General features: G+C 66.3%; 16 protein-coding genes and 1 riboswitch. Of the genes, 5 read left to right on the top strand and 11 right to left on the bottom strand.

What is annotated here, in order from left to right:
• Positions 1 to 463 precede the first annotated feature (463 nt).
• Both ACGI6K_RS02385 and ACGI6K_RS02380 read right to left on the bottom strand, forming a co-directional pair.
• A complete protein-coding gene (locus tag ACGI6K_RS02385) occupies positions 464 to 910 on the bottom strand; it encodes a DUF1249 domain-containing protein (protein WP_394543365.1) in 447 nt (148 codons plus the stop codon).
• Complete coding sequence (locus tag ACGI6K_RS02380) at positions 901 to 1,518, bottom strand: NUDIX domain-containing protein (protein WP_376944069.1); 618 nt, start codon at positions 1,516 to 1,518, stop codon at positions 901 to 903. The genes ACGI6K_RS02385 and ACGI6K_RS02380 overlap by 10 nt, the downstream gene beginning before the upstream one ends.
• Before the next feature lie 172 nt (positions 1,519 to 1,690).
• Between ACGI6K_RS02380 and ACGI6K_RS02375 the strand changes: the two genes are divergently transcribed.
• A complete protein-coding gene (locus ACGI6K_RS02375) occupies positions 1,691 to 2,422 on the top strand; it encodes a DUF3298 and DUF4163 domain-containing protein (RefSeq protein ID WP_376944071.1) in 732 nt (243 codons plus the stop codon).
• A 136-nt stretch (positions 2,423 to 2,558) separates the two neighbouring features.
• Here the strand turns inward: ACGI6K_RS02375 and thiC are convergent, their stop codons facing one another.
• Together thiC and waaA are read right to left on the bottom strand one after the other, a co-directional pair.
• Positions 2,559 to 4,445, bottom strand: a complete 1,887-nt coding sequence (gene thiC / locus ACGI6K_RS02370) for a phosphomethylpyrimidine synthase ThiC (protein ID WP_376944073.1) — start codon at positions 4,443 to 4,445, stop codon at positions 2,559 to 2,561.
• Between the two features lie 90 nt (positions 4,446 to 4,535).
• Positions 4,536 to 4,640: riboswitch (TPP riboswitch) on the bottom strand.
• A gap of 66 nt (positions 4,641 to 4,706) precedes the next feature.
• Positions 4,707 to 5,978, bottom strand: coding sequence for a lipid IV(A) 3-deoxy-D-manno-octulosonic acid transferase (gene waaA / locus ACGI6K_RS02365; RefSeq protein WP_376944075.1), 1,272 nt, complete (start codon positions 5,976 to 5,978; stop codon positions 4,707 to 4,709).
• 243 nt (positions 5,979 to 6,221) lie between these two features.
• On the opposite strand from waaA, the gene ACGI6K_RS02360 reads away from it, so the two are divergent.
• From ACGI6K_RS02360 to ACGI6K_RS02350, 3 genes are read left to right on the top strand one after another with little or no spacing between them, the layout of a single operon-like run.
• Positions 6,222 to 7,397 carry an NAD(P)/FAD-dependent oxidoreductase gene (locus ACGI6K_RS02360; protein ID WP_376944077.1) on the top strand — a complete coding sequence of 392 codons (1,176 nt, stop codon included), beginning with the start codon at positions 6,222 to 6,224 and terminating at the stop codon, positions 7,395 to 7,397.
• Positions 7,394 to 8,212 carry an aldo/keto reductase gene (locus ACGI6K_RS02355; RefSeq protein WP_376944079.1) on the top strand — a complete coding sequence of 273 codons (819 nt, stop codon included), beginning with the start codon at positions 7,394 to 7,396 and terminating at the stop codon, positions 8,210 to 8,212. Before ACGI6K_RS02360 ends, ACGI6K_RS02355 begins: the two co-directional genes overlap by 4 nt.
• 40 nt (positions 8,213 to 8,252) lie before the next feature.
• Positions 8,253 to 9,182, top strand: coding sequence for a metal ABC transporter ATPase (locus ACGI6K_RS02350; RefSeq protein WP_376944081.1), 930 nt, complete (start codon positions 8,253 to 8,255; stop codon positions 9,180 to 9,182).
• Between the two features lie 58 nt (positions 9,183 to 9,240).
• On the opposite strand, the gene ACGI6K_RS02345 is transcribed toward ACGI6K_RS02350, so the two are convergent.
• The 5 genes from ACGI6K_RS02345 to msbA form a co-directional block, all read right to left on the bottom strand.
• A complete protein-coding gene (locus tag ACGI6K_RS02345; protein ID WP_376944083.1) occupies positions 9,241 to 11,262 on the bottom strand; it encodes an acyltransferase family protein in 2,022 nt (673 codons plus the stop codon).
• Positions 11,263 to 11,337: 75 nt separating this feature from the next.
• Positions 11,338 to 12,762: a bifunctional D-glycero-beta-D-manno-heptose-7-phosphate kinase/D-glycero-beta-D-manno-heptose 1-phosphate adenylyltransferase HldE gene (hldE, locus tag ACGI6K_RS02340; protein ID WP_376944085.1), complete on the bottom strand. Its 1,425-nt coding sequence runs from the start codon at positions 12,760 to 12,762 to the stop codon at positions 11,338 to 11,340.
• Between the two features lie 34 nt (positions 12,763 to 12,796).
• A complete protein-coding gene (locus tag ACGI6K_RS02335; RefSeq protein ID WP_376944087.1) occupies positions 12,797 to 14,260 on the bottom strand; it encodes a PIG-L deacetylase family protein in 1,464 nt (487 codons plus the stop codon).
• 4 nt (positions 14,261 to 14,264) lie between these two features.
• On the bottom strand, positions 14,265 to 15,161 hold the full coding sequence (locus ACGI6K_RS02330; protein ID WP_376944089.1) for a GNAT family N-acetyltransferase: 897 nt from the start codon (positions 15,159 to 15,161) through the stop codon (positions 14,265 to 14,267).
• A complete protein-coding gene (gene msbA, locus ACGI6K_RS02325) occupies positions 15,161 to 16,951 on the bottom strand; it encodes a lipid A export permease/ATP-binding protein MsbA (protein ID WP_376944091.1) in 1,791 nt (596 codons plus the stop codon). The genes ACGI6K_RS02330 and msbA overlap by 1 nt, the downstream gene beginning before the upstream one ends.
• Before the next feature lie 33 nt (positions 16,952 to 16,984).
• Between msbA and ACGI6K_RS02320 the strand changes: the two genes are divergently transcribed.
• Positions 16,985 to 17,635 carry a lipopolysaccharide kinase InaA family protein gene (locus ACGI6K_RS02320; RefSeq protein WP_376944093.1) on the top strand — a complete coding sequence of 217 codons (651 nt, stop codon included), beginning with the start codon at positions 16,985 to 16,987 and terminating at the stop codon, positions 17,633 to 17,635.
• A 19-nt stretch (positions 17,636 to 17,654) separates the two neighbouring features.
• On the opposite strand, the gene ACGI6K_RS02315 is transcribed toward ACGI6K_RS02320, so the two are convergent.
• Positions 17,655 to 18,893, bottom strand: coding sequence for an O-antigen ligase family protein (locus ACGI6K_RS02315; RefSeq protein WP_377969005.1), 1,239 nt, complete (start codon positions 18,891 to 18,893; stop codon positions 17,655 to 17,657).
• 17 nt (positions 18,894 to 18,910) lie between these two features.
• A complete protein-coding gene (galE, locus tag ACGI6K_RS02310; protein WP_376944097.1) occupies positions 18,911 to 19,984 on the bottom strand; it encodes a UDP-glucose 4-epimerase GalE in 1,074 nt (357 codons plus the stop codon).
• Positions 19,985 to 20,019 lie beyond the last annotated feature (35 nt).

Below are 20,019 nucleotides of genomic sequence, written 5' to 3'. Positions count from 1 at the left end.
ATAGTATTAAATAGCCATGACGGAGTTTAAATAAAACTGTTAAAGCCCTCTCCTCTTCAGGACAATCGCATGAAGCGGCGCGGGGCAAAGATCGGACTGGCAAGATTGGGTTTCTGGCGTTGCCCTCGGCTTCGGCGTACTGGCTGCTTGCCGAGAGTTTCGACACGCCCTGCTCAGGGATACGCCCGAATCACCTTAGCTCGTTGCTCGCCGCGCGAAAGAGTGCGGGTCCGGCTTGCGAGAGCTCCTTCTCCCAGGCATGGGAGAGACGAGAAATCCAAGCACGCCCCGTCTCGAAAAGCGGGCGGGAACCCCGATAAAAATGCTCGGGCACGGCACAGGCACCGCAGCGGTGGCCGGCGGGAAAGAAAGCGCGAAGGGAATTCGGAGCGAAAGGGATCCTGTCCCGACAGGCGGTCGTCGTCCCGGAACGACGGGAGGCGACGGAATGACCGTGGCTCGGTCAGACGACCGGCTCCACCTCGTGGCCGCAGGACAAGCAGTGGCTCAGCCATTCGCCGAGGAACAGGTTGAGCTGGCTCTTCTCGTCCGGCTGGTGCATCGCCGCGTTGGGGTAGACGTAGCGGCTGCGCAGGCGCCGGGCCTGCTCCGCGCCGACCACCTCGGCCATGCGCGCGTCGTGGTAGACCCTCACCTCCATCCGCGGCGCCGGTAGCCACGGCAGGCTGTGCTCCTGGCAGACCTTGAGGGTAGTGGTGTAGGGACAGTCCTCCAGCACCTCCAGCGCCAGCACGCCGAGCAACCGCTCGCCCTGGCTCACCCCCACTCGCCGCGCCGCCGCGGGCACGCTGCGCATCTCCGGCAGCAGGCGCATCAGCCGCGCGTAATTGGCCTCGCAGGTCGCCTGCAGGTCGACCCGATAACGCTCGCGCATCAGACTTACGCCCACAATCCTCGTACCTCGATACGGTTCAGCGCCAGCCACTGCAGGGCAATGATGCTGGCGGCATTGTTGATCTTGCCATCCTTGACCGCCTGCAGCGCGTCCTCGAGAGACAGCACGTGCACGCGGATGTCCTCCCCCTCTTCGGGCAATCCATAGACGCCGCCGGCCCCCTGGCTATCGCAGCGACCGACATAAAGGTAGACCTTTTCGTTGCTACCGCCGGGCGATGGGTAGTAGACGGTCACCGGCCACAGCGCTTCGAGCCTGAGCCCCGCTTCCTCGAGGGCCTCGCGGTGGGCGACTTCCTCGGGCGCCTCGTCCTTGTCGATCAGACCGGCGACCATTTCGAGCATCCAGGGATTGGTCGACTTATCCATCGCCCCGACGCGGAACTGCTCGTTCAGTACCACGCAGTCGCGCTGCGGATCGTAGGGCAGCACGCAGACTGCGTCGTGACGCACGAACAGTTCGCGGCTGAGCACCGGCCCCATCTCGCCGGAAAACTGGCGATGCCGCAGGTGCACGCGCTCGAGTCGATAGAAGCCCGTGAAACAGGCTTCGCGCCGCACGATTTCCACGGCATCCGGGTCCGGTTTGAAGAATTTGTTCATCCTCTACGCTCGCCTAGTGAACCGAAGTCGGCTGCCATCCTAACCCGCCCCATCGAACGACGCAGCCCCTTTGCAGAAGGCCGAGGACCTGCGACCCTAGCCAGTCCGCCAGCGCCCTCCGGCGGAACCTCCCTCAACGACGCCGAAAGCCCCGATGAACGTTGTATCCCCCATGAAATCATTCGCCCTCGCCGCCCTCGCCCTGCTCCTGGGCGCCTGCCAGAGCCTGTCCCCCGCGAGCCGGCCGGCCGTCTATCAGCGCACGGCTTGGGAACATCAGCAGCCCGGATGCCAAGGCAGCGATTGCCCGCTGGTGAACATCGACACCGTGAACTTTCCCGACGAGCCGGAGCTGAACCGGTTGATCGACCGCGGCCTGCTGGAACTGATCCGCGAGTCCGAGGGTATGCCGCTACCAGCCTCGTTACAGAGCCACGAACGAGACTTTCTGGCCGGCGCCAGGCCCGGCTGGAGCAGCTACCTGCAGGCCAAGGTGCTGGAGCAAAACGGCGGGCGCATTCTCGTGGAGCTGTCGAGCTACCGCTTCACCGGCGGCGCCCACGGCATGCCGCGGCGCGCCTTCATCGACTTCGACCGCGGCCGGCAGAAGGCCCTGGAGTTGCGCGATCTCTTGCTACCGGGACAGGAGGAAGCCTTCTGGACGAAGGCCGAACAGGCGCACCAGCGCTGGCTGGCGGCCCAGGGCGTCGGCGAGGATGCGGAGTTCATCGCCACTTGGCCGTTCCAGCAGACTCAGCACATCGCCCTGGCCAAGGTCGGCGTGCTGCTGATGTACGACACCTACCGCATCGCCCCCTACGCCATGGGCCATCCGCTGGTGGTGGTGCCCTACCCGCAGCTCAACGGTATCCTCAAGCCGGAACTCTTCCCGCGCGGCAAGTAGGAGCCAGCTTGCCGGTAATCAGTGGTCGGCAGGGTGGACAAGCCTGCGGCGTTGTCCACCCTACAGCTTGCAAGGCTAGCAAGCTGGCTATCCCTACGAACCACGTGCCCGACTCCGGGAAGAGCCGGGCGGCGCTTCAGACCTGCTTGTAGATCACCGAGCCCTCTTCGCGGAAGCGCTCGGCCTGCTCCCGGAAACCTGCCTCGACGGCCAGGCTTTCCTCGGACAGGCCGTGCTCGGCGGCGTAGTCGCGCACTTCCTGGGTGATCTTCATCGAACAGAACTTCGGCCCGCACATGGAGCAGAAGTGCGCCACCTTGGCCGAGTCCTTGGGCAAGGTCTCGTCGTGGAAGGCCCGCGCGGTGTCCGGGTCGAGGCCGAGGTTGAACTGGTCTTCCCAGCGGAACTCGAAGCGCGCCTTGCTCAGCGCGTTGTCGCGGATCTGCGCGCCCGGATGGCCCTTGGCTAGATCGGCGGCATGGGCGGCGATCTTGTAGGTGATGATGCCGGTCTTCACATCGTCCTTGTTCGGCAGGCCGAGGTGTTCCTTGGGGGTCACGTAGCAGAGCATGGCGCAGCCGAACCAGCCGATCATCGCCGCGCCGATGCCGGAGGTGATGTGGTCGTAACCGGGGGCGATGTCGGTGACCAACGGGCCGAGGGTGTAGAACGGCGCCTCGTCGCAGCATTCGAGCTGCTTGTCCATATTCTCCTTGATCATGTGCATCGGCACGTGGCCGGGGCCTTCGATGATGGTCTGCACCTCGTGCTTCCAGGCGATCCTGGTCAGTTCGCCGAGGGTTTCCAGTTCGCCAAACTGGGCGGCGTCGTTGGCGTCGGCCACCGAGCCGGGGCGCAGACCGTCGCCCAGGGAGAAGCTGACATCGTAGGCTTTCATGATGTCGCAGATGTCTTCGAAGTGGGTGTAGAGGAAGTTTTCCCGGTGATGCGCCAGACACCATTTGGCCATGATCGAACCGCCGCGGGAGACGATGCCGGTGACCCTTTTCGCGGTCAGCGGCACGTAGCGCAGCAGCACGCCGGCATGGATGGTGAAGTAGTCCACGCCCTGTTCGGCCTGCTCGATCAGGGTGTCGCGGAACAGCTCCCAAGTCAGGTCCTCGGCGATGCCGCCGACCTTCTCCAGCGCCTGGTAGATCGGCACCGTGCCGATCGGCACCGGCGAGTTGCGGATGATCCACTCGCGGGTTTCGTGGATGTGCTTGCCGGTGGACAGGTCCATGACGGTGTCCGAGCCCCAGCGGATGCCCCAGGTCAACTTGGCCACTTCCTCTTCGATGCTCGATCCCAGCGCCGAGTTGCCGATATTGCCGTTGATCTTCACCAGGAAGTTGCGGCCGATGATCATCGGCTCCAACTCCACGTGGTTGATGTTGGCCGGGATGATGGCGCGGCCGCGGGCGACTTCGGCGCGGACGAACTCGGGGGTGATTTCCTTCGGAATGCTGGCGCCGAAGCTCTGTCCCGGATGCTGCGCGGCGAGCAGGCCGGCCTCGCGCGCCTCGGCGAGCTTCATGTTCTCGCGAATGGCGACGTATTCCATCTCCGGGGTAACGATGCCTTTCCTGGCATAGTGCATCTGCGTGACGTTGTGCCCGGCCTTGGCGCGGCGCGGGTTGCGCACGTGGGCGAAGCGCATGGCGGCCAGCTCCGGGTCGGAGAGGCGGCGCTGGCCGAACTCCGAACTCAGGCCCGGCAGCCTCTCGGTGTCGCCGCGATCCTCGATCCAGGCGCTGCGCACGTCGGCCAGCCCCTTGCGCACGTCGATGACGACGTTCGGGTCGGTGTAGGGGCCGGAGGTGTCGTAGACGGTGACCGGCGGGTTGATCTCGCCGCCGAACGCGGTGGGTGTCACGTCCAGGCCGATCTCGCGCATCGGCACGCGGATGTCGGGGCGCGAGCCGGCGACATAGACCTTCCGCGAGCGCGGGAAAGGCTGTACGGATTGCTGGTCGACCTGGGCGGACTCGCTCAGGTTCTTCTGTTGTTCTGTCACGCTCATCAAGGCACTCCATCTCGTCCGGGGCATGGATTGTCGGGGTTGATCGGAGCGAGCGCGGGCATGCCGGAGCATGGAGAAATCCCCGCCGGACAGCGAGGACGTCTTGTTCCCTACGCAGGCGTCACCCTGATCAGGTTCAACGGGACCCGGCCTCGGCCGATCTCAGCCCCCACAGGGGCACCCCGACAAGTACCGAGTGAGTCTAAACAAGCTACGCGCAGAACACCAATCAGGCGCATGCCGGCCCGTCGGAAAAGACGGCTATCGCGCCAGCAACCGCTCCAGCCCCTCCAGCAATCTCGCCAGCGCGCCCTGATTGGCTTCGAGCACGGCCGCGCCGGCCGCGCCGGCCCGCGCGGCGACCGCCGGCGTACTCCAGAGCGCATCGACCGAGGAAGCCAGCGAGCCGGCGTCGCTCACTTGGCGCAGGGCGCCGGCCTCGGCGAGCCGCGCGGCGATGTCGAGGAAGTTGAACAGATGCGGCCCGCTCAGCAACGGCTTGCCCAGCGCCGCCGGCTCTAGCAAGTTGTGCCCGCCGCAGGGGACCAGGCTGCCACCGACGAAGGCGACGTCGGCCAAGGCGTAGAGGAACAGCAGTTCGCCCATGGTGTCGCCGAGCAACACCTGGGTCCGCGCTCCGACCGCCTCGCCGCCGGAGCGCCGCACGCTGGCGAAGCCCTCGCGGCGGCATAGTTCGAAGACCTGGGCGAAACGCTCGGGATGGCGCGGCACCAGGATCAGCAGCGCCTCGGGAAAACGCGCCAGCAGCCGGCGATGGGCGGCAAGGACGATCTCGTCCTCGCCGGCGTGGGTGCTGGCGGCGACCCACACCGGGCGATCCGCCGCGCCCCACTGCGCACGCAACGCCGCCGCACGTGGCGGCAGTCCGGGATCGACAGCCAGGTCGAACTTGATCGAACCGGTCACCGTCACCACCCCGCCGCCGGCACCCAGCGCACGGAAGCGCTCGGCCTCGGCTTCGCTCTGCACCGCCAGCCAGTTCATCTCGGCGAGCATCGGGCCGGTGAGCCGGGGAAAGCGCGCATAGCCGCGCGCCGAACGCGCCGACAGCCGTCCGTTGGCCAGCGCCACCGGGATGCCGCGCCGCGCGCACTGGTGCACATGGTTGGGCCACAGTTCGGTTTCCATGATCACCGCCAGGCGCGGCCGCAACCGGTCGAGAAAGCGCGCTGCCGCCCAGGGCAGATCGTAGGGCAGGTAGCAGTGCTGCACGCTGTCGCCGAACAGCGCGCGGATGCGTTCGGAGCCGGTCGGCGTCATGCAGGTGACGGTCAGCGGCAGCTCTGGATGGCGCGCCTGCAGGGCGCGGATCAGCGGCGCGGCGGCGATGCTCTCGCCGACCGATACCGCATGCACCCAGATGCCGTCCGGGCGCAACGCCGGCAAGCCGAGGGCGAAGCGCTCGCCGACGCGTCGCGCGTAGGCCGGCGCACGCCAGGCGCGCCAGGCCAGACGCAGGAGAATCAGCGGAAGGGCGAGATGCAGCAGCAAGCTATAGAGGGTCCGGTTCATGGCGGCGCAGCTTAACAAAGCACTCGGCGGCCGCAAGGTTCGCGACATTGTCATGATTGCACGACTAAAGTCGTGACTGGACAGACGGCAAAAGACCGACGAATGGCATGTTTCATGCTGACCGAGATCAATAAACTGCCGCCCCCTTATCTCCTATGGTCCCAATCCAAGTCCATTGGATATAGGCTCCACGACCTCAGGTCAGCCGCTATAATCCGACTCTTTTACTCAACGAGACCCTCTATGCTCCCAACCCTCGGCACGGACGTCCTGATCGTTGGCGGCGGTATCGCCGGCCTCTGGCTGAACGCCCGCTTGCGCCAGGCCGGCTACGCCACCTTGCTGCTGGAGAGCGCCAGCCTCGGCGGCGGACAGAGCGTCAAGTCGCAGGGAATCATCCATGGCGGCACCAAGTACGCCCTGCACGGCGCACTGACCGGCGCCTCCGAGGCCATCGCCGACATGCCACGGCGCTGGCGCCGGGCGCTCGCCGGCGACGGCGAGCTGGATCTTTCCGGCGTGCGCCTGTTGTCCGATGCCCATTATCTGTGGTCGCCCGGCACCCTGGCCGGCAAGCTGACCGGCTTCTTCGCCAGCAAGGCGGTCCGCGCGCGGGTAGAGCCGGTGAAGGACGGCGCCCTGCCCGCGGCGCTGCGCGATCCCGCCTTCCGCGGCAGCGTCTATCGACTCGACGAACTGGTGCTGGACGTGCCCAGCCTGATCGGCCGCCTCGCCGAGCTGGCCGGCGACGGTCTGCTGGCCGCCCGCGAGATCGCCCCGCTGCGCGAAGCCGGCGAACTGGTCGGCCTGAGCGTCGACGGCCGGGAAATCCGCGCCCAGCGCATCGTCTTCTGTGCCGGCGCCGGCAACGCCGAACTGCTGGCCGCGCTCGGCCTGAGCCAGCCGGCCATGCAGCGGCGCCCGCTGCACATGGTCATGCTCAAGGCAGCGAGCCTCGAACCGCTCTATGCCCATTGCCTGGGCGGCGGCGTCAAGCCGCGACTGACCGTTACCAGCCATCCGGCCGCCGATGGCCAGTGGATCTGGTATCTGGGCGGCGACCTGGCCGAGTCCGAGGGCGTAGCCCGCGACGAGACCCGGCAAATCGCCACGGCCCGCCACGAGCTAAACGACCTGCTGCCCTGGATCGACCTGAGCCAGGCGCGCTGGGCGACCCTGCGGGTGGACCGCGCCGAGCCGGCGCAGTCGGCCCAGGCGCGTCCGGACAACGCCTTCCTCGCCGAACAGGGCCGCCTGCTGGTCGGCTGGCCGACCAAGTTGGCCCTCGCCCCTGACCTGACCGACCGGATCTTCGCCAGCCTCGAACGGCACGCCGTGCGCCCGGCGGCGCATCCGCCGCTGCCCGCCCTGCCCCGTCCGCCGCTGGCGCGACCGGCCTGGGAGGAACTGCTGCCATGAGCCTCGTCACCCTCCACAACCTGCACCGTCCGCTGGGCGGCACCGGCCTGAGCGTCTCGCCACTGGGCCTGGGTACCGTCAAGCTGGGCCGCGACCAGGGTGTGAAGTACCCGACCGGCTTCCGCATCCCGGACGACGCCGAGGCCCGCCGGCTGCTCGCCCAGGCCCGCGAGCAGGGCATCAACCTGATCGACACCGCGCCGGCCTACGGGGTCAGCGAGGAACGCCTCGGCCCACTCTTGCGCGGCCAGCGCGATGCCTGGGTGATCGTCAGCAAGGTCGGCGAGGAATTCGAGAACGGCCGTTCGCGCTTCGACTTCTCCCCGGCGCACACCCGCTTTTCCGTCGAACGCAGCCTGAAGCGCTTGGAAACCGACCATATCGACCTGATCCTGGTGCACTCGGACGGCAACGACGTCGCCATCCTCCGGGAGAGCGGCGTCTACCAGACCCTCGCCGAACTCAAGCGCGAGGGCAAGATCCGCGCCTTCGGGCTGTCCGGAAAGACCGTCGAGGGCGGCCTGCTGGCCCTCCAGCAAGGCGACTGCGCCATGATCACCCTGAACCTGAACGACCAGCGCGAACGGCCGGTGGCCGACTACGCCGCGATCCATGGCAAGGGCCTTCTCGTCAAGAAGGCCCTTGCCAGCGGGCATGTCTGCCTGGACGGCGGCGCCGATCCGGTTCGCGCCAGCTTCGAGTTGTTATTCCAGCATCCCGGTGTCGCCAGCGCGATCATCGGAACTATTAACCCAGTACACTTGTCGGATAACATCTCGGCAGCAGCAGCCGTCATCCGCCAAGAAAGACAATAAAGGGCCGCCAACGCGGCCGGCCCAGGACTAAGGAGCCGCCATGTCGACCATCATCGCCAAGCGCAACCCGCGCGCCTTCAAGACCCTTCCCCTGTTCGTGGAGGCCGCTCCCGAAGGACTCAGCTATCAGGCTCTCGGCCAACCACTGAACTTCAATCAGATGCTCGAACGGCGCCGTCCAGTCGAGGTCGCCGATACCCAGCACTTCGCCCTGGAACTGGCCAACCTGGGCGTCTCCGTGCGCCTGACCCTCTCCTGGCAGGGCCGCGATTACTGGGTGCTGGTGCGCCAGCAGCGCCAGGATCGCGGCGATGTGGTGCTCAAGCCGATCTCCGGCTACGTACCGGCCCACGAACTGAACCTGCCGCTGCTCACGGCGATCCAGGAGGTCGCCGAGGAATGCCTGCTGCAGACCCCGCAGTGCTGGCTGACCGGACGCTTCGGCGATACCTGGCTGCCGGCGCCCTACGAGAACGTCCTGCATTACTGCGACAACACCTCTTTCCGCCTGAGTCCGCTCTCCGGCGCAGCCCGCCCGGTGTACTGCGGCAGTATGCCCCTGCTGGAACGTCCGCGGGCCTACGTGCACCTGCCCACCGCCTCGCTGCAACTGGTCTACGACATGCGCCTGGAACTCCCGGAGAAACTGCGCCAGTTGAGCCTGCTGCATGCCGACGAGTGCTTGCACGAGGATACCTTGATCGCCCGCATCGACCACGACAACCCGGACATCTACCTGCTGCCCTTCGACCAGAACCGGCGCCCGGCGGACGAACTCTACATCCTGCAGCAGGGCTTTCTGCGCCCGGTCGACACCCAGGATCTCTGGCTGGCCGAAAGTTTCGCCCCCCAAGACGGTTGGGTGGTGCGCGAAGAACGGATCAGTTGGCGCGACTGGCAATCCCTGTGGGACACCTTGGAACAGAAAGCCGCCAAGCCGGCAGCGCAGTGCAGCGGGGCCTTGGGCTGAGAGAAGCCCTCGGCAAGACCTCTTTCCGGCTTTTCTCACCGAGGGCACACCAGTGCCCTTACCTCGCTTCCTTGCGCCGTTGCGCCAAGGCCACGCCCTCTTTATGCATGGAGGCGAAAGCCTTGGCGAACATCGGCACCAACAGGCGATTGCCGTACTCGCTCAGGTGATCGTCGTCCGCATAGAGCGGACGGCCGTTTCGGCTGGCATGGCAGGCTTTGTCGTCGCACAGGTAAGGCAAGGGGTTCAGAATCCGGGCGCCGCATTGCTCGTGGGCCTCGTCCTGAAGGCCCCAGACGAAGGCGTGCCGCGCGTGGTATTCCGCTAGCGTGATCGAGATTTCCCGCGGAGCGCCTATCAGCATCGCTTTCGCCATGGAGTGAGGCACATCTATCGCCATCTCGGGAATGGGCCGCATCAAAAACAGCGGCCGATGCCCGGCGATCTCGCAGGCGGTCGCCAGATAATGCCGACGAAACTCCTCCAGATATTCGGGCGAGGCCCTGTCGGCAGGCAAGGAAAAGAACACCAGGGGACGGCCGGTCTCCTCGCCTTCAAAAGTTTCGTTGTAGCCCATGGCATACACGGAGGTGCGGTTTATCACGATAACCGGCACGTCGGAGGAGGCATCGGCCAGTTCAGCCTTCAGACTCCTCTTCAGGGCCAGACAGGGCGCCGCATGCTTCTTCTCGACCTCGTGCGCGCCAAAGACGGGCAGACACAGGGGAGCGGCCCGGAACCGGATGCCTTGCTGCGAACCGGGCAGCGCGGCCTGTGCCGCCGTGACCACTGCATCGGCATGACTGTCGCCCACTATCAGCGCCTCGATCGAAGGGCCACCGAAGGTGCAGGTGGCGCCCTTGTCCAGGCACTCGTCTTGCCGGGGGTTGCGATTGTCGGCCTGGGCCTCGATCGCGCCCACTGCGGCGGGCAGACGCTGCGGGAAACCATCGGTTTCGCGTATCCAGGCGGCTGCCAGCAGCGGCGGAAAAATCGCCAGCAGCAGAGCGGCCACCGCCCAACGAGGCGCCAATCCGTGCAAGCCACGCCGTGCCGGAACCTCCACCAAGGCATAGGAAAGCTGGCCAAGCAGCAGGGTCGCGAAGAGCGCAGACAGGACCCAAGCCAGGCTGTTTAGCCTCTCGCAATAGGCAAGGCCCGCGACCAGCGGCCAATGCCATAGATAGATGGAATACGAGCGGGTACCAAGCCACTGGGCCACGGCATTGCCGGTCCAGGGCGAAGCTTCGCGCCGCGCCAGCAGTACCGACAGGGTCCCGATGCAGGGCACCAGCGCCAGCCAACCCGGCCAGCGGCTCGACGAGTCCAGAAAGACCACGGCACAGACGATCGAGAGCAGGCCAAGCCACTCCAGAGCGAGCCTGATACGGGCGGAAAGCCTCAGGCTTTCAGCGAACAGGAAGAGCAGACCGCCGGCCAGGAACTCCCATGCCCGCGACTGCAGCAGGTAGAACGCCTTGGGTGGCTCGCTCGAGGTCAGTGCGACGCAGATGCAAAAGGAGACGAGCAATAACAGAACATGGACCAGGACCATTGCCCGCCGCCCCGGAAACAACCGCCAGACGGCCAGCAGGAGTACGGGCAGCAGAAGATAGAACTGCCACTCCACGGACAGCGACCAGCTATGCAGAAGCCATTTCTCGTGGGCGTCGTTATCGAAATAGCCGGACTCCTGCAAATAACGCAGGTTAGATGCGAAGAGCAGGGTTCGCCGGGCATGCCCACCGAGCATCTCGTACTCCTTGGGCATCAGGAAGAACCAACCGACCGCTAGCAGCACCGCCGCCAGCACGATCAGGGCCGGAAGAATTCGCCGGGCGCGGGCCAGATAGAAATTCCAGAGGGAAAAATCGCCCCGCTGCAGGCCCTTACCGATGATGCCGGTCATCAGAAAGCCGGAGACGACGAAAAACATGTCGACGCCGACAAAGCCACCGTCGAACCCGGCGAGACCGAAGTGGTACAACACCACGGCCGTCACCGCCCAGGCACGCAATCCGTTTATGTCACGGCGGAACGCCTGGGCTCCTGCAGTCGGTGCAAAAATGTCGAGCGACATCCCTCCTCCACGAGAACTTGTGAACCGCACGCTTCGGGCGAGGCGGCGCGATGGATTCGAGAAAGTTTTTCCGCGTTACGGCTGCCGGCGGATCTTTTCGACGATGCCGGTGGTGGAGCTGTTCTCCACCAGCCCAAGTACCCGCACCTCGCCGCCATGGGCGCGGACGATATCGGCACCGACCACTTGGTCGATGCCGTAGTCGCCGCCTTTGACCAGCACGTCCGGGCGGATCTGTTCGAGCAGATGCTCGGGAGTATCCTCGGCGAAGCTGATCACCCAGTCCACCGCGCCGAGCCCGGCGAGCACCGCCATGCGCCGGTCCACCGTGTTGATCGGCCGGCCCGGCCCCTTCAGGCGGGTCACCGAGGCATCGTCGTTGACCGCCACGATCAGCCGGTCGCCCTGGGCGCGAGCCTGCTCCAGATAAGTCACGTGGCCGGCGTGGAGGATGTCGAAGCAGCCGTTGGTGAAAACGATCTTCTCGCCCTGGGCGTGCGCGTCCTCGATGGCCAGCAGCAGTTGCTCAAGCCCCAGTACGCCGCGCTCCGAACCCTGCTCGCGCTGCACCGCGCGGCGCAGTTCGGGAACGCTGATCGTCGCGGTGCCCAGCTTGCCGACCACGATGCCGGCCGCTAGGTTGGCCAGGGCCACCGCCTGCGGCAGCTCTTCGCCGGCGGCCAGCGCCGCGGCCAGGGTAGAGATCACCGTGTCGCCGGCGCCGGTGACGTCGAACACCTCGCGGGCCCGTGCCGGCAGGTGCAGCGGCGGATGGCCGGGGCGCATCAGGGTCATGCCGTGCTCGCCGCGGGTCACCAGCAAGGCGCCGAGTTTGAGGTCGGCCATCAGTTGCGCGCCACGGGCCACCAGTTCGCCCTCGTCGGCGCAGCGGCCGACGACATTCTCGAACTCGGCTAGGTTCGGCGTGATCAGGTCGGCGCCGCGGTAGATGCCGAAGTCCTTGCCCTTGGGGTCGGCCAGTACCGCGATGCCACGGGCACGCGCCGCCTGGATCAGCGCTTGGTGGTTCTTAAGCGCCCCCTTGCCATAATCGGAGAGCACCAGCACCCTGACACCGGCGAGCAATCCCTCGACCTCGGCGGCCAGGGCCGCGGCGTCGGTGGCGAACGGCTCTTCGAAATCCATGCGCAGCAATTGCTGATGACGGCTCATCACCCGCAGCTTGACGATGGTCGGCTGGCTGGCGATGCGCTGGAAATGCACGTTCACGCCGGCCGAGGCCAGGCTCCGGGCCAGACTGTCGGCCGCCTCGTCGGCGCCGGTCACCCCGACCAGGACGGCCGCGCCGCCCAGGGCGGCGATGTTCAACGCGACGTTGGCCGCGCCACCCGGGCGGTCCTCCATCTGCTCGACCTTCACCACCGGTACCGGCGCCTCCGGGGAAATCCGCGTAGTGCAGCCATGCCAGTAGCGGTCGAGCATGACGTCGCCGACCACCAGCACGGGAGAGCGATCGAAACGGGGCATGGACAGCTTCATGGAGTCTCCGCGAACGTGTGGAAATCGGCGGCGATCATAGCGCATGCAAGGGCTGGTCGCCCGTCTGCTCCGGGCCATGCGCGTGCATGGCCGGCTCGCCGGCCGTGCAGGGACGCACCCAGAACAGTTCGTGCCGGCGCACCGCCTTGCGGAAGAATTCGTCGTCTCCAGTGCGTGGCCAGCGGCGTCCGGCCAGGAACCGCTGGATCAGCCGACGCAAGCGCTTCTTCGCCGGCAGCGGCGTCTGCAGGTCATGCTGCATGGTCAGCGCCACGGCCTTGTCCAGCCGGGCTTCGGCATCCAGACACGGGCTCCACAGGCCATCGGCCGGCAGGGACTCGATGGCCGGCGGCAGGGCGATGCCGCCCTCGGCCGGGCCCATCGGCCAGCGGTCGTTGTCGTGCAGGTGGTTGGCGTAGAGCAGCAGGGTTCCGGGACGCCAGGCGCTGCCGGCAGCCGCCTCGAGTAAGGCGTGGCTGGCCGCCACGTGATCGGCGTGCGGGTCCAGTTCGGGATGCGGCGTCACCACCACCTCGGGACGGAAGTGTTCGAGCAGCGCGCGCAGGTCGGCGACCAGATTGCTCCAGGTCGGCGCACCGTCAACATCGCCGGGCAACGGCAGCGGGTTATGCCGGCGCGCGCTGCGGATGTCGCTCTCGCCGGATTCGCGCGAGCCGAACGACCGCCGCGGCTCGGCGGCCATCGCCGGCAATTGCAGGCAGTAGTAGCCGAGCTGCACGCAGCGGCTCTGCGGCACACCACCCCACAGCGGCACCGCCAGGCTGTCCCAGCAGCGCAGGCGGCCCTTGAGGCGCGCCGCGGCCGCCGGATCGAGGCCGAAACGCCGGTAGCGCCCAGCCTCGATCTCGCCCTGGGTCAGGGTGACGATGGCGACCTCCGGCGAGCGGCTGTAGAGGCCGAAGGCGGCCAGTTCGGCGTCGTCGGCATGGGGAGCGACGATCAGCAGGCGCCGCCCGGCATAGTCTGGGTTGACCAGCGCGTGCAGGGTGGCGCTGCCGGCCAGCTTGCAGAAGCGTCCGCGAACGCGCAGGCCTCCGGCGCGCAACGCCTCCTGCTGGCCGGACAGGTTCAGGTAGCGTAGCCCGTCGACACCGCGCTCGAAATCCTGGCGATCGTCGCCGATCCACACCTGCGGATCGAACAGCCACCCGAGCGGGCCGGCCGTGACGTGCACTTCGAGGATCAGGGTCTCGGCCGCGCCGATATCGCCGTCCAGCAGCAGCCGGCCCCGCTCCAGGCGCGCCGGCAGGGCCGGGACGTCGGCTGGGAAGGCATGCCGGTAATCGTCCTGCGGGCGATAGAACAGGTGATCGGCGAACCAGGCCTCGTGGGCGACCCAGCCCAGCGCCAGGACCAGCGGCACCAGCCACCAGGCGACCAGCGCGCCGAGCAGGACCAGCGCCAGCAGAGCGGCCAGCATGAACAGGCGCTTGCGCTGGCGATGACGCTTCAGCAACCGTTGTTTGCGGACCGTCATTGCGTCAGACCTGATAGACCGGTACCCGGTGGCACCAGAGGTCCTTGTACTCGCGGTCGGCGCGTCCGAACGAATAGCGCAGTTGCTTGTCCTTGGCCCGCGCCTCGGCCCAGGCGTCCTGGGTATTGACGAAGGTGAGCACGCTGCCGGGAGCCAGCTTGTCGCAATCCGGATCGAAACCGCCGTTGATGTATTCGTAGGAGACCCACTTGGGCGATTCCACCCGGTAGAGGATCTGGATCGCGATGGGCCGTTCGCCGAGAAACACCACCTGGCCGGCCATGAACTCGTCGAGCAGCGCGAACACCTCGGCGAGCCTGGGCTTGCCCGGTACCTCGAAATTCCAGCGGCGCTCGAACAGTTCGGAATAGATGGCGGCGCGCTCGGCCGGCGTCAGTTCGCCGATGGGTTTCAGGTGACCACCGGCCTCCTGCAGCAGACGCAGGTCACGGCGCAGGTTGTAGCGATAGCGCCCCTTGTAGTTTTCCGGCGGGCGGGCCATGGCCAGTTGATCGGACTGCTCGCGCAGATTCTCGATGCGTCCGTGGTTCAGTTCGCAGACGTAGTGCATCTGCTGGCGCACGGGCACGCAGGCGGTCTCGGCGATCGGCAGTATCACCTCGGCGTTGCCCAGATCGAACAGCCGGCGCTTACCGGCCTGCTTCAGCACATCCTTGGACAGCGCCAGGTGGCGCCCCCAGCAGGGCACGGCGGCCAACAGCTCGCCGCCCCGTTCCCAGCCCAGGTAGCGGACGGGCATTTCCGCCAGTGCCGACAGTCGCTCGACGAAGTGGGGATGGGTCGCCACACTGCCGCCGTGACGCTGCCAGGTCTTTGCATAGGCCGTCCGGTCGATGACATTCCAGCCGCGCTCGCGCCAGCCACGCAACAACTGCAGCATCAGGCATCCCCTGTCATAGAAAGCATTTCATCGGTTTCCTTGAATTGTTTGGCGTGCAGGCGCGCGTAGAGCCCGCCGAGCGCCAGCAGTTCGGCATGGGTGCCGCGCTCGACGATATGCCCCTCGTCCATCACCAGGATCAGATCGGCCTTCTCGATGGTCGACAGCCGGTGAGCGATGACCAGCGTGGTGCGCCCCTCCATGACGCGGTCCAGGGCGGCCTGGATATGCCGCTCGGACTCGGTGTCGAGCGCCGAGGTGGCCTCGTCGAGGATCAGCAGCGGCGCGTCCTTGAGCAGAGCCCGAGCGATCGCCAGGCGCTGGCGCTGGCCACCGGAGAGGGTCACGCCGTTCTCGCCCACCTCGGTGTCGAAGCCCTGCGGCAGCTTGTCGACGAACTCCTGGGCATAGGCGGCCTCGGCGGCCTGCTCGATGGCCTCGCGCGGCGCCCCGGCCAGGTCGCCATAGGCGATGTTGTTGGCCACGCTGTCGTTGAACAGGGTCACCTGCTGGGTCACCAAGGCGATATGCCGGCGCAGGTTGCGCAGGCGGTATTCCTCGACCGCTATGCCATCGAGCAGGATCTGCCCCTGGCGATGCTGGTAGAAGCGCGGGATCAGGTTGGCCAGGGTCGACTTGCCGCTGCCGGAGCGGCCGACCAGGGCGACCATCTGTCCGGGCTCGACGCTAAAGTCGATGCCGTTCAGCACCGGCCGCTCGCTGCCGGGGTAGGCGAAGCTCAGGTCGCGCACCTCGAGACGACCGGCGACCCGCTCGCGCTCGATGCGCCCGCGGTCCACCTCAGCCTCCTCGTCCAGTTGCAAGAAGATGCTGTCGGCCGCCGCCAGCCCCTTCTGGATGGTGGCGCTGACCTCGGACAACTGGCGGATCGGCTTGGGCAGCATGCCGGCCGCGGTGATGTAGGCGATCAGGTCGCCCGCCGAGGAGTTGCCGCGCAGATAGAGCACCATGTACATGAGCACGGCCATGCCGCTGTAGATGACCAGTTGCAGCAGCGGCGTGTAGACCGCCTGGGTGCGGGTCATGCTCAGGCTGCGGTTCATGTTCAGCGCGCTGGCCTTGTGGAAACGCTCCTGCTCGTAGGTTTCGCCGCCGAAGCTGCGCACCACCCGGTAGCCCTGGATGGTTTCCGAAGCGACATGGGTGACATCGCCCATGGCGTCCTGGATCTTCCGGCTTTGCTTGCGAAAGCGCTTGCTGGCCGTGGTCACCATCAGCGCGATGATCGGCAGCAGCACCACCAGCAGCAGGGTCAGCCGCCAGTTGCTGAGCAGCAGGTAGCCGAACAGGAAGAGGACGGTGAGGCCCTCGCGGATCACCACCTTGACCGCGTCGGTCGCAGCCCCCGTCACCATGGTCACGTTGTAGGTGATGCGGGAAATCAGGTGGCCCGAATTATGGGTGTCGAAATAGCGGTTGGGCAGCGTCAGCAGGTTGTCGAACAGCGAGCAGCGCAGGTCGTGCACCACGCCGCGGGCGACCTTCGCCAGGTAATAGTTGCCGAGAAAGGAGCCTATGCCCTGGTAAAGGGCAATGAGTACAATCAGCAGCGGCACGCCATGCAGCAGCGGCACGCCCAGCAGCCTGGCCCCACCCGCCCCCTCCAGCCCGTCCAGGAAGTACTTGAGCATTTCCGCCAGCATCGGCTGGCTCGATGCGAACAACAGAAAGCCGACGATGCTTAGGACGAACGCCTTCGCATAGGGCAGGACGTACCTCAGCAATCGCAAATAGACTTTCAGGCTGGATTGCTGGACAGGGTTGGCCATACGGCGAGCCTCGAACATCGATTGAGGAACAGGATGCGGATTGTATCAGCGCAGCAGTTGGAAGAATGGCTGGGAAACGGCCGGGTCCTGGAAAAGGATGGGCGCGGCCCCAAGGTTGTCGCCCTGGACGACGGCCGCTTCCTGAAGATCTTCCACACTCGTCGCCATCCCCTGCTCGCCCGCCTGCGGCCCGCCGCCCGGCGCTTCTTTGAAAATGCCGAACGGCTCGCGCAGCGCGGCATCCGCGCGCCGCGAGTCGTCGACCTCTTCTGGCTGGACCGCGAGACAGGACTGAGCGGCTGCCTCTACCAGCCGCTTCCGGGAACCTCCGTGGAGCAGTTGTACCGCCAGGAGCCACAGAAGATCGCCGAGCTGTTGCCAGCCTTGGCGGACCTCATCCGCAACCTGCACGAGCACGGGGTCTACTTCCGCTCGCTGCACCTGGGCAACATCATCCGCATGCCCGACGGCCAGTTCGGCCTGATCGACATCCTCGACCTGCGCTGTCGGCAGGGCGCGCTCGGCGCCTGGCAGGTCAAGCGCAACTTCGCCCATCTGCGCCGCTACCTGGAACGGCGCAAGCTGACGGACTTTCCCTTCGACGCGCTGTACGAACTCTATGGCCATCCGGCCCACGGCCGGCACGACCCCGACACCCTCGCGACATCGGGCAAGGCGAAGTAGCCAGCCGCCGCGAACGGCTTCAAGCCGTTTCCCTCGCGGACGACGGATGCCGCACGCCGAGCAGGATGCCGACCGGTAACCAGAACACCACCCAGTAGGGGCTGGGGCGATGGAAGATGGCATAGACGTCCGAAATCATCGCCACCATGGCGAACGCCAGCAGCGCCAGCCCGATGCGGGCCAGCGGCTCCGCCCTGCACGTCCAGCCTTTCCACAGCAGGCTCGCGAGCAGGGCGACGAACAGCAGGATGCCGACGATGCCGTATTCGTACCAGAGCTGCAGATAGAGGCTGTGCGCATGCTTGACGCTCCAGTCGAAAGGCGGCGGGAAAGTGAAGGCGAAATTCGCCCCGGCTCCGGTCCCCGTCAGCCAGAAGATGGGAAAACGCCTAGCCCATTCATCCCAGATCAGGCCACGGCTGCTCAATCCCACCTGGCGTTCGTGCCGGATTTCCGGCCAGAAAACGAACAGGACGACCAGCAGCAGCAAGGCCCCGGCGCCCAGCAGGAGCCTCGACCTGCGCGAGGGAAACAGCAGGAGCATGGCCAGACAGCCGGTCGCCGTGGAGAACCAGGCTCCACGGGAGAAGGTGAGCAGGATATAGGCGAACAGCCCGCATATGCCCGCAGCCAGCAGGATCGCCTGCCAGGTGCGCAGCGGGAAACCGACCAGCAGCCCGATCGCCAGCGCGGCGAAGACGCCGTAGTACAGGCCGGCGACTATCGGGTGCTTCAGGTTGGCGAAGCCGTTCCAGCCCAGTTCGCTCAGGCGGCCGGTGAAACGCATGGCCTGATAGTCCAATGGCTTGTCGAGCACGCCGAACTGGTAATAGAGCGTCAGCCAGGCGAACAGGACCACCATCACCATGGCGGCGGTCAGCACGCCCACGAAGACCCGCGGCTGCCGGACCAGGCTGGCCACGGCGAACACGTAGAGCAGCAGCAGGCCAGTGATCTTCAGCCAGTAGCCGACGCTCTTGGCGACGCCCGGATGCAGCCAGCCGCAGAGCAGCACCCAGGCGCACAGCCCTAGTAGCAGGCACGCCGGCAACTGGCGCCAGGTTTCCGCGGACAGACGCCGCGACAGCAGCAGAAGGAGCGCGGGGGCGAACAGCAGCAGATAGAGCTGGGTGGCGTAACGGCTGCCATCGTTGTTGAACAGCAGGCCGGTCAATTGCACCAGCACACCGACACCGAGGATATACGGCCAGTAGCGGGAAAGCCGGGACAGGAAACCCGACCATTGAGCATGAAGCACGGCGACTCCATTCATAGTCATTCGAAATCGTTTTCCAGCGGGTCCGATGGCGGTCGGAGCGAACGCGGTGCCGGATCGTATCCCCGCGGGTTCGCCGACAGCCAGCGCCAGGTATCGGCCATCATGTCGGCTAGGCTCAGCTTCGCCCGCCAGCCCAGTTCCCGCTCCGCCCTGGCGGGGTCGGCCCAGCAGGCTGGGATATCTCCCGGCCGACGCGCCGCGATGCGATAAGGAATGGGGCGACCGCTGGCCTGTTCGAAGGCCCGGATCATTTCCAGCACGCTGTATCCCTTGCCGGTACCGAGGTTCCAGACCCGCAGACCGGTCTGCCGCCCGATCGCGCGCAGCGCTTCCAGATGGCCGTCCACCAGATCGAGCACATGGATGTAATCGCGCACGCCCGTCCCGTCCGGGGTGGGGTAATCCCCTCCGAACACGGCCAGCTCGCTGAGCCTGCCGATGGCTACCTGGCCGATATAGGGCAGCAGATTGTTGGGAACACCGCGGGGGTCCTCCCCGATCAGACCGCTCCGGTGCGCCCCCACCGGGTTGAAGTAACGCAGCACGGCGACGCTCCAGCGCGGATCGGAAACCGCCAGGTCGCGCAACACCTCCTCGACCATCAGCTTCGAACGGCCATACGGGCTGCTCGGCGAGTCGGTCGGACTGTCCTCGGAAAGCGGCAGTTCGGCCGGCTCGCCATAAACGGTCGCGGAAGAACTGAATACCAGGCGAAAGACACCGGCGCGCACCATGGCCCGACACAGGCTCAGGCTGCCGGTCACATTGTTTTCGTAGTAGTCCAGCGGTTCGCGCACGCTTTCCCCAACGGCCTTGAGCCCGGCGAAATGCAATACGGCGGTTATTTCGTGAGCGGCGAACAGCCGATTCAGCAACCGGGCATCGCGAACGTCGCCCTCGACGAACCCAGGCGCCCTGCCGCAGAGAGCGGCAACCCTGGCTAGGGACTCGACCGAGCCGTTGCGCAGATTGTCCAGCACCACGACATCGAAAGAAGACTCCAGCAAGGCCAGGACCGCATGCGAACCGATATAACCGGCACCACCGGTCACCAATACTTTTTTCGTCAAGATTGATCGCCATCCACGAGCAACGAGATCGACCC

This window comes from Azorhizophilus paspali (assembly GCF_043587585.2).
Taxonomy (GTDB): domain Bacteria; phylum Pseudomonadota; class Gammaproteobacteria; order Pseudomonadales; family Pseudomonadaceae; genus Azotobacter; species Azotobacter paspali.
Note: the sequence above shows the minus strand (reverse complement) of the source record. Positions and strands in the feature narration are given on the sequence as shown.